Genomic DNA, 9,819 nt, shown 5'->3' with positions numbered 1-9,819 from the left:
CCCAGGTCATCCGTTCGACAGGGGGGAACAGTCATGCCGGGCCCGGAGGCCAGCGGCCCCATTGCGGAACCGCGAAGAACATAACGGGGGGGGGGAGGTGAAGCGCATCTAGAAGGTGCGAGGCGCGCGGCGTGACGGCGCCCCTACGGGGGCGTTGGGCCGGGGAGGCGGTGATCGATGACGGAGCGTACGGGTGCTGCGGCGGGGGCCGAGGCGGTTCCGCGCGGTGGCGGCGGAGCGATCGTCAACTTTGCGGACGGCTGGGAGGTGACGACGGGGCCGGGCGGCGGCCGGAGGACAAGGCGGGTCGGGGCGTCATCACGGCGTTCGGGCAGACCATGAAGATGCTACGCGCGCGGAAGGGGATGGAGCGCGAGGAGTTCGGCAAGCGGCTCGGGTACTCGGCCTCCACGATCGCGGCGTTCGAACAGGGGCGGAGGATTCCGTCTCCTCGGACCATCGACCGGGCGGACGAGGTGCTGGAGGCGGAGGGGTTGCTGTGCCTGTGGAAGGAGGAGGTGGAGCGGGCGCAGTATCCGGTGTTCTTCCAAGGGATGGCGACGCTGGAGAAGGAGTGTCTTGAGCTGGTCATGTACGACACGCATGTCGTCAACGGCCTGCTCCAGACCGAGGATTACATGAGGGCCCTGCTCGCCATGCGGCGCCCGCCCCTGGATCCGGAAACGATCGAGAACACCTCCACCTGATCGGCCAGAAGCGGAACGTTGAGATCCAGGTCATGCGGCTCGACTCTGAGGAGAGCGCTGGCATGGACGGGCCGTTCACGGTCGTCACGCGCAAGGACGGCAAGAAGTTCGTATACGTCGAGGCTCAGGGAACCAGCGCTCTTCAGACCGACCCGGAACAAGCGGCTCTCGCCGCCGCGCGCTATGGGATTATCCGGTCACAGGCTCTCACTTCACGAGAGTCACTGGAGTTCATCGAAGGGTTGCTGGGATCGCTATGAACAACGCTGAGTCCTCGACCGTCGCCTCTGGCCTCGTCTGGTTCAAGAGCAGCTACAGCGGAACCGAGGGTGGTCAGTGTGTAGAGGTCGCCGTCGACACGGCAGTTGTGCACGTCCGGGACTCCAAGGCCGCCGCCGGGCCCGTCCTCGCGGTGTCGCGCGAGGCGTGGGCGGGGTTCGTCGAGTTCGCCTCGTCGGAGCGGGGTCTCTGACGCTCGTACGCTCACGAGAGCCCTGCCGGTTCCTTTGGGACGGCAGGGCTCTCGCGTAGACGGGGCCGAGTCGGCTCCCCGGCGCGCGCACCGCTACAACGGGTCAAGAATGCCTCGCGGCGGGCTCCAGAATCGCCACGCACTCCACGTGATGCGTCACCGGGAACAGGTCGAAGGCGCGCAGCCGCCGCAGCACATAGCCCGCCTCGCGGAAGTACGTGAGGTCGCGGGCCAGGGCCGCCGGGTCGCAGGCCACGTAGGCGATGCGGCGGGGGCCGAGGGAGGCCAGGCGTGCCACGGTCTCCTTGCCCGCGCCGGCGCGGGGCGGGTCCAGGACGATCAGGTCGGCCTCGGTGATGCCGGTACGGGGCAGGACCTGCTCGACCTTGCCGTGCTCGATCCGGACCCGGTCCAGGTCCTGGAGGTTGTGGCGGGCGTCCTCGACCGCGCGCTTGCCGGACTCGATGCCCAGCACCGCGCCGCGTTCGCCGACCCGTTCGGCGAGGGCGCCCGCGAAGAGGCCGACGCCGCAGTACAGGTCGAGGGCCATCTCGCCCTTGCGCGGCATCAGGCCCTGCATGACGGCCTCGACGAGCAGATCCGCGGCCTTGGGGTGGACCTGCCAGAAGCCGCCCTCGCCGACCCGCCAGGTGCGGCCCGCGGCGCGCTCGCGGACGAAGGGGCGGCCGTGGACCCGGTGCACCGGGCGGGTGCCCTCGCGGCTCTGGGGCTCGCCCAGCCGGAGCACGGAGACCGGCCGGTCCAGCTCCACCAGCGGGAGCCGGCCGCCGGGGCGCGGGGTGAGGACGACCTGGCGGTCGGAGGAGCCTGTGGCGGCGATCGCCTCCACGGTCGCGATCTGCGGCCATTCGCGCTTCTCGACGCCGAGCTCGGTGACGCCGGGGGCGGCGATCAGGCAGTGGTCGATGGGTTCGACCTCGTGCGAGCGGTGGCGGCGCAGCCCCGGCCGCCCCTGCTCGTCCACCGCGTACTGCACGCGGGTGCGCCAGGCCGGGACCTCGCCCCGGGCGACCTTGTCGCCGGGGGCGGGCTCGACGGTGCCGTCCCAGCGGGCCTCCTCGGGGGTCAGCCCGGCGAGCCGGCTCAGCTGCTCGGTGATGACCTCCGCCTTCAGTCGGCGCTGGGCGCCCGGGGCCGCGTGCTGCCAGTCACAGCCGCCGCACCGGCCGGGGCCGGAGAACGGGCAGGGGGCCTCCACCCGGTCCTTGGACGCCTCCAGCACCCGTACGGCGTCGGCGCGCAGGAAGCGCGAGTCCGTCTCGCCCTCGGTCACCCGGGCCACCACGCGCTCGCCGGGCAGCGCGTGCCGGACGAACAGCACCCGGCCCTCGGCGGTGCGGGCGACGCAGTGGCCGCCGTGTGCGACCGGCCCGACCTCGACCTCGTACTCCTCGCCGACCAGCGACGCCTTGGGTTCACGGTGCATGGCGGCTCGGCTCCAGAGGGTGCGGGTGGGGGTGGTGGGTCTGCGGTGGACGGCAGTCCACCGCAGCCCACCAGTCTAGGCCCTCGGCTGCCCGCCGCCGACCGGCCGCTCCTCCACCGCCGTCTGCCGGCTCTGCGTGCCGTCGGCCTTTGCCTTGTCGCCCTTGGGCGGCCCCACCGGGCCACGCCGCACCGCGCCCGGCGCATGCCACTCGGCCCGCTTGCGGGCACGCTTGCGGGCCAGTTCCGAGGAGTCCAGCTGCCAGGGCACGGAGGTCACCATGACGCCCGGGGTGAACAGCAGCCGGCCCTTGAGCCGCAGCGCGCTCTGGTTGTGCAGCAGATGCTCGTACCAGCGGCCGACCACGTACTCCGGGATGTAGATGGAGATCACGTCGCGGGGGCTCTCCAGGCGCAGGCTCTTGACGTAGTCGATGGCCGGCCGGGTGATCTCGCGGTAGGGCGAGTCGAGGATCTTGAGGGGGACGTCTATGCCGCGCTCGGTCCACTCCTCCTGCAGCGCCTTGGTCTCGGCCGGGTCCACGCTGATGCTCAGCGCCTCCAGCTTGTGGGAGCGCATCAGCTTGGCGTAGGCCAGGGCGCGCAGCGTCGGCTTGTGAATCTTGGACACGAGGACGATGGAGTGCACCCGGGAGGGGCGTACGGTCTCGGACTCGTCTTCCTCGTACGCCGACAGCTCGCCGGAGACGCTGTCGTAGTGGCGGCGGATCGCGGTCATCACGACGTAGAAGAAGACCATGCCCAGCAGGGCGACCCAGGCGCCGTGGGTGAACTTGGTCAGCAGCACCACGGCCAGCACCAGGCCGGTGAAGAAGGCGCCGAAGGTGTTGATCGCGCGCGAGCGGAGCATCCGGCGGCGCACCGCCGGGTCCTGCTCGGTCCGCAGATGGCGGTTCCAGTGCCGCACCATGCCGGTCTGGCTGAGCGTGAAGGAGACGAAGACGCCGACGATGTAGAGCTGGATCAGCCGGGTCGAGTCCGCGCCGTAGATGTAGACCAGGATGGCGGCGGCGCCGGCGAGCAGCACGATGCCGTTGGAGAAGGCGAGCCGGTCGCCGCGGGTGTGCAGCTGGCGCGGGAGGTAGCGGTCCTGGGCGAGGATCGAGCCGAGCAGCGGGAAGCCGTTGTACGCGGTGTTGGCGGCCAGGAACAGCACCAGCGCGGTGGCCGCGGCCAGCACCACGAACAGCAGCGAGCCGTCGCCGAAGACGGCCGCCGCGACCTGGGTGATCACCGGGTCCTGGGTGTAGTGCTCGCCGAGCGCCACGCCCTTGTTCAGCAGGTCCTTGGCCGGGTCCTCGGCCATCTTCACGTCGGTGGCCATCGCGAGGGCGATGATCCCGCAGAACATGGTGACGGCGAGGCCGCCCATCAGCGCCAGCGTGGTGGCGGCGTTCCGGCTCTTGGGCTTGCGGAAGGCGGGCACGCCGTTGCTGATCGCCTCGACGCCGGTGAGCGCGGCACAACCGTCGGAGAAGGCCCTCAGCAGCAGGAAGACCAGCGCGAACCCGGCGAGCCCGGTGTGCTCGGCCTTGATGTCAAAGCCGGCGGTGGGCGCCTTCATGGAGTCGCCGAGGACCAGCCCGCGGTAGGCGCCCCAGGCGATCATGATGAAGACGCCGGCGACGAACACATAGGTGGGGATCGCGAACAGCTTGCCGGACTCGCGCACGCCCCGCAGGTTCATCAGGGTCAGCAGCAGGATGATGCCGATCGCGCACAGGGTCTTGTGCTCGATGAAGAAGGGGACCGCGGAGCCCAGGTTCTCCACGCCGGAGGAGATCGACACCGCCACGGTCAGGACGTAGTCGACGAGCAGGGCGCTGGCGACGGTCAGCCCCGCCCGGGGGCCCAGGTTCGTGTTGGCGACCTCGTAGTCACCGCCGCCGCTGGGATAGGCGTGCACGTTCTGGCGGTACGAGGCGACCACCGTGAACATCAGCACGATGATCGCGACCGTGATCCAGGGGCTGTAGTGATAGCCCGACGCACCCGCCACCGAAAGAACGATCATCACCTGCCCTGGCGCATACGCGACGGAGGACAGCGGGTCGGAGGCGAAGACGGGGAGCGCGATGCGCTTGGGGAGGAGCGTTTCTCCCAGCTTGTCGCTGCGCAGCGCCCGCCCGATGAGGATCCGTTTAGGAACGTCGGTCAGTTTGGACACGGAGAGGATCGTAAGCGGTAGCCCGGGCCGCCGCCCACCCCGCCCGGGGCACGGCGGCGGGACCCGGTGAACCCGTTCACTGCCCGCGCCACCACGCCGCGAGCGAACCCCACCGGCGGCGCTGGGCCGCCCGCGCGGACTGGCCGGACGGGTCGGACTCGGCCGGTGCGGTCTGCGGTGACCCGTGGGGCTCCGCCGGGGCCGCCGCCGGGGCGGGCACGGCATCGGCCGCGGGGACGGCTGCGGCCGTGGGCCGGGCCGTGACGGGGAAGCGGACGGGCAGCGCCGCGAGCGCGCGGTGGAAGGGGCCGGTGCGCCAGGCCAGCTGGTCGACCGGAACGGCCAGCTCGATGTCCGGGAGCCGGTCGAGAAGCTTCTCGATGGCCACCGAGGCGATCACCCGCGCCGGGCTCTCGGCCGGACAGCGGTGGGCGCCGATGCTCCAGGCGAGGTGGGCGCGGTTGCCGAGCCGGCCGTCGGAAGTCAGCTCGGGGTCGGTGTTGGCGGCGGCGTAGCTGGTGAGGATCGGCTCGCCCTGGCGGATCCGCACACCCGCGAGGTCCAGGTCCTGGCGGGCGAACCGGGTCCCGAAGTTGGCCAGCGGCGGGTCGGTCCACAGGACCTCGTCGATGGCGTCCTGGACGGGCAGGCTGCCCCCGGAGAGCTCACCGGCGAACCGGTCGTCGGAGAGCAGCAGCCGCAGCGCGTTGGCGATCAGGTTCAGCTGGGGCTCGGTTCCGGCGGCCAGGATCAGCATGAGCTGCTGCAGCAGTTCGTCGTCCGCCAGCCGGGAGGGGTGGGCGAGCATCCAGGAGGTGATGTCGGCCGCGGGCCGCCGGCGCTTGGCGGCGATCAGGCCCGCCATGTAGTCCAGCAGCTCCTGGTTGGCCTCGGCCGCGTCCTCGCCGCTGTCGAAGAGCCTCGCCATGGTGCCGACGAGGCGCAGCCCGTGTTCGGCGGGGTAGCCGAAGAGCTCGTTGAAGACGAGCAGCGGGATGGCCGCCGCGTAGTCGGCGAGCAGGTCCGCCTCGCCCCGGTCGGCGAACGCGTTGATCAGCGTGTCGGCGCTGCGCTCGACGTATTCGCTCAGCGCGTACGGGTCCAGCCGGGTGAGGCTGTCCGTGATGGCCCCGCGCAGCCGGGCATGCGCCTCCCCGTCGTTGAACAGGGCGTTGGGCCGGTACATCATCATCGGGCCCACCGGGCAGTCCGGCGGGATCCGTCCCTCGTTCAGCGCGCGCCAGCCGCGGGGGTCCTTGGCGAACCGCTCGGTGTCGCGCAGCACCTCGAGTGCGAGCGAGTAGCTGGTGATCAGATACGCCTCGACGCCGGGGGACAGCTCGACCGGGGCGATGGGCCCGTACTGCCGAAGCCGCTCGTAGAAGAGGTGCGGATCGGCGGCGAACTCGGGCCCGTACAGGGGCAGGCCCTGGGCGGCGGGGCGGGCGGGTCCCCCGAAGCGGGCTTGGCCCGCATGCGCGGGGCAGCCCGCCGGCGGTACGACTCCGACTCCGGCCTCGGTGTCGGGGCGGTACCCGACTGCGGCCGTGGTGTCGGGGCGGTAGGTCACGCATGCTCCTGGGAGGGTGGGGCCTGGCGGTTCTGCAGATACTGCACGAGGGCGATCAGGGCGTGGGTCGAGGAGATCCGGTCCCGGGCGTCGCAGGTGACCAGCGGGGTCTCCGGCAGCAGGTCGAGCGCTTCCCTGACCTCCGCCTCGGCGAACCGCGGCGCTCCCTCGAAGTGGTTGACGGCGACCGCGTACGGCAGACCGTGCTCCTCCAGGATGGCCATCACCGGGAAGGACTGGTCGAGCCGCCGGGTGTCGGCGAGGACCAGGGCACCCAGGGCCCCGCGCGTCATGTCCTGCCACAGCCGGGTGAAACGCCGCTGTCCGGGGGCGCCGAACAGATACAGGACCAGCGTGTCGCTCAGGGTGAGGCGGCCGAAGTCCATGGCCACGGTGGTGGTCGTCTTGTCCTCGATCCCCTCGAGGTCGTCGACGAGCGCACCGGCCTGGGTCATCGTCTCCTCGGTGCGCAGCGGCTTGATCTCCGACAGCGAGCCGACGTAGGTGGTCTTGCCGACCGCGAAGTGCCCGACGACCAGCAGTTTCACCGCTGTTCTGACGGTCTGCGGCAGATAGACCGCTCCCTCAGAGGCGAGCGCGGAGTCCATCGAGCACCTCCTGCAGAAGCTGGATATCGGGCAGCTCGGCCGTGGGGATGGGCGACCGCGTGGTGATGTGGCCGCTGTCCACGAGGTCGCCGAGCAGAACCTTGGTGACGCTGACCGGCAGCTGGAGATACCCGGCGACCTCGGCGACCGAGAGGGCGCCGCCGAGACACAGCTCCATCAGCCGGCGCTTCTCGGGGCTGAGGCCGGCGAGCGGCCGGTCCGGATGCGCCATGACCAGCGTCACCAGGTCGAAGGTGTTGCGGGTCGGATAGGCACGGCCGTCGGTCACGACATACGGCCGTACCAGTCCTCGTTCGCGCCTGGCCGGGGTCATGCCGGGCTGCCGATGCCCTGTCGGGTGGTGCCCTGGCGGGGCGGGCTGGTCAGCTCCTTGCCGAGCCGGTCGACCAGCTTCTGCATCCGGTAGCTGACCGCCTCCATGTCCACGTTCTCGGTGGCGGAGACCGCGAGATAGGCGCCGGGGCCGGCGGCGATCAGGAAGACATAGCCGCCGACGAACTCGATGAGCGTCTGCTGCCACGGGGTCTCGTCGTCCGGGTCGCAGAACTCGGCGGTGGAGCGGCTGATCGACTGAAGGCCGGAGAGCGCCGCGGCCTGGCGCTCCGCCTCGTCCCGCGCGATGCCCTCGGAGTGCGCCCGCAGCATCCCGTCCGCCGAGAGCAGGATCGCGTGGCGCGCCTCCGGCATCTTCACGACCTCGTCGAGCATCCAGCCCAGCTCGTTGTTTATGTGGTCGTTCATGCCTGGCGATTCCCTTCTTCGGTTTGGGGGTCGGCGTCCTGGTAACCGGAACGGCCCGAGCGGGTGCCGCGTGCGAAGGCACCCATGCGCTGGGCCGTCTCCTCGGCCGAACGGACGCGGTGCGAGCCGGTGTCGGGCTCCGGGGCGGCCGTGGGCCAGTCGTCCGCCGACTGCTGAACGGTGGGCTGCCGCCGACGGCGCTTGGGTAGTCCGCCGGCCGTCGAGCCGTAGGTACGTGACGCTTCATCGATCGCCGACGGGTGGGTCAGCGCGGAGGGCGCCTGGTCCGCCGGGGCGGGCGCGGCCTGCTGGGGAGCGGGCTGCTGGGGCACGCCCTGCTGGGGCGCGGCCTGCTGATGGGGGATCTGCCCCACGGCGGGCTCGGTCCGGCGGGCGGAGCGGGTCTTGCGGGTCGGAAGGGACGGGAGGGTGTGCAGACCCGACTCCAGACCCGAATCGAGGCCCGACTGCTGGGGCTCCTGCGGTACGGCCTGCCGGTTGCCCGGCTCCTCGGCGTCGACGTGGGTGAGCAGCGCGGTGGGCAGGAAGAGCACGGCGCGCACACCGCCGTACGGGGACCTGGTGTCCACGGAGACGCTGAAGCCGTACCGGGCGGCGAGCAGGCCGATGACGGCGAAGCCGAACTGCGGCGGGTCGCCGAGCCGGGCGACGTCCACGGCGCGCTCTCCGGACAGCAGCGTGGCGGCGCGCTGCACCTCCAGGCCGTCCATGCCGACGCCGGCGTCGTCGATCACGATGACCGCGCCGTTGTGCACCGGCTGCAGGCTGACCTCGACGTTGGTGTTGGGCTGCGAGTGGCGCGCGGCGTTGTCCAGCAGCTCCGCGACGGCGAGCACGACCGGCTCCACCGCGCGGCTCATCACGGCGACGTCGACCAGGGCGTGCACCTGGACCCGGCGGTAGTCACGGATCCGGGACTTGGCGCCCCGTACCACGTCGGTCAGCGGGGAGGAGACCCGCTGGCGGCCGGGCCAGGAGCCGCAGAGCACGGCGATGGCCTGGGCGCGGCGGCCGAACTGGGAGTTGGCGTGGTCGATCTCCAAGAGGTCCCTGAGCACATCGGGGTTGTCGTGCCGGTCCTGCATCTGGGAGATCGACAGCTGCTGCTCGTTGGCCAGACCCTGGATGGCGCGCATCGACGCCTTGAGCGCCGCCTTCGCCGAGGCGTCGGCCCTCGCCTGCGCCTTGTCCACCGCGCGGGTGAACAGTTCCACGACTCCGTGAAGACTCTGCGCGAAGGTGGTGCCGGCCAGCCTTTCGTCCCTCAGCCCGGGTAGCTGCGAGGGCTGGTTGAGGGCGTCCGCGATGACCGGAAGGCGCATCTCGACGAGGTGTTGGAGCTCTTCGTCGCGCGACTTCAGGCTTTCCTCAAGCGTGGCGTTACGCCTGCGCACGCCGGCGGTGATCGTTCGCTGGCGCATCAGCAGGACGAAGACGATGAGCAGGACAACACCCAGGCACCAGCTCACCGCCTCCCATATGTGATCTGTCATCAGAAACCTCGTGCCAGGAGAACGCGGGCGCGGACGATTCAGTGCCCTGATGTCCCGTCCGGAAACGGAATACGGCGATCATCTTAGCCACGCCGGTGTCCTGGCGCCCGATGCCCGTAACAACATTCGAACTGTCAGGGCATCATTGCCAATTCCGGTGAAGATCCCATGAAGATCGGGAAGGCCGCGGGGAGATGGCGTCCCCTCAGTCCGGGGCAAAAACGACCACGCCGCCATCTTGCCGCAATGACGCCCCGCCGCGCACTCCGGCGACCGGCGACACGCCGACGGGAAGAGCGGCCGAAGCGCGCCGGAACCGCCTCCGCACCACCGGAACGTTCGCAAACGGCGTTCGCCGTTCCGGGGCGCCGTCGCCCCCCTGTACGCCGTACGGCGCCGCCTCTCCACCCGGACCTGAGCAGGGGACTCGGGCCCGTCACACAAGTGCGGATACGGTGGTGACAGACGCCGTGGCGGACAGCCTTCCGCTGCCCCGCGGCCTCGACAACGGGGTCCTTGCCCCGCTGTCGCCCCGTAGGCCTGGAAGGAAGA

At 71.0% G+C, this 9,819-nt stretch carries 8 protein-coding genes and 1 pseudogene; 2 read left to right on the top strand and 7 right to left on the bottom strand.

The window, feature by feature from the left end; all coding sequences use genetic code 11:
- The first annotated feature begins 177 nt into the window (after nucleotides 1–177).
- Nucleotides 178–967: pseudogene (locus ACFV2X_RS48935) on the top strand (Scr1 family TA system antitoxin-like transcriptional regulator).
- Nucleotides 964–1,179, top strand: coding sequence for a DUF397 domain-containing protein (locus ACFV2X_RS48930; protein WP_385629221.1), 216 nt, complete (start codon nucleotides 964–966; stop codon nucleotides 1,177–1,179). The pseudogene ACFV2X_RS48935 and the gene ACFV2X_RS48930 overlap by 4 nt, the downstream one beginning before the upstream one ends.
- A gap of 103 nt (nucleotides 1,180–1,282) precedes the next feature.
- On the opposite strand, the gene ACFV2X_RS48925 is transcribed toward ACFV2X_RS48930, so the two are convergent.
- From ACFV2X_RS48925 to ACFV2X_RS48895, 7 genes are all read right to left on the bottom strand, one after another.
- On the bottom strand, nucleotides 1,283–2,626 hold the full coding sequence (locus ACFV2X_RS48925) for a class I SAM-dependent RNA methyltransferase (RefSeq protein ID WP_385629218.1): 1,344 nt from the start codon (nucleotides 2,624–2,626) through the stop codon (nucleotides 1,283–1,285).
- 75 nt (nucleotides 2,627–2,701) lie between these two features.
- A complete protein-coding gene (locus ACFV2X_RS48920) occupies nucleotides 2,702–4,813 on the bottom strand; it encodes an APC family permease (protein WP_385629216.1) in 2,112 nt (703 codons plus the stop codon).
- Between the two features lie 76 nt (nucleotides 4,814–4,889).
- The gene (locus tag ACFV2X_RS48915) at nucleotides 4,890–6,383 is read right to left on the bottom strand and encodes a cytochrome P450 (RefSeq protein WP_385629213.1); all 1,494 of its coding nucleotides are present in this window, start codon (nucleotides 6,381–6,383) and stop codon (nucleotides 4,890–4,892) included.
- Nucleotides 6,380–6,991 (bottom strand): ATP/GTP-binding protein, encoded by a 612-nt coding sequence (locus ACFV2X_RS48910; RefSeq protein ID WP_089508597.1) that lies wholly within the window; start codon nucleotides 6,989–6,991, stop codon nucleotides 6,380–6,382. Before ACFV2X_RS48910 ends, ACFV2X_RS48915 begins: the two co-directional genes overlap by 4 nt.
- Nucleotides 6,969–7,325 carry a DUF742 domain-containing protein gene (locus ACFV2X_RS48905; RefSeq protein ID WP_089508596.1) on the bottom strand — a complete coding sequence of 119 codons (357 nt, stop codon included), beginning with the start codon at nucleotides 7,323–7,325 and terminating at the stop codon, nucleotides 6,969–6,971. Before ACFV2X_RS48905 ends, ACFV2X_RS48910 begins: the two co-directional genes overlap by 23 nt.
- Nucleotides 7,322–7,753, bottom strand: coding sequence for a roadblock/LC7 domain-containing protein (locus ACFV2X_RS48900; RefSeq protein WP_014175850.1), 432 nt, complete (start codon nucleotides 7,751–7,753; stop codon nucleotides 7,322–7,324). The genes ACFV2X_RS48905 and ACFV2X_RS48900 overlap by 4 nt, the downstream gene beginning before the upstream one ends.
- Complete coding sequence (locus tag ACFV2X_RS48895; RefSeq protein WP_385629209.1) at nucleotides 7,750–9,267, bottom strand: ATP-binding protein; 1,518 nt, start codon at nucleotides 9,265–9,267, stop codon at nucleotides 7,750–7,752. The genes ACFV2X_RS48900 and ACFV2X_RS48895 overlap by 4 nt, the downstream gene beginning before the upstream one ends.
- Nucleotides 9,268–9,819: the final 552 nt, after the last annotated feature.

Source organism: Streptomyces sp. NPDC059679 (genome assembly GCF_042734105.1).
GTDB lineage: Bacteria > Actinomycetota > Actinomycetes > Streptomycetales > Streptomycetaceae > Streptomyces.
The sequence above is the reverse complement of the archived record's forward strand: the minus strand, read 5'-3'. Positions and strand labels throughout refer to the sequence as shown.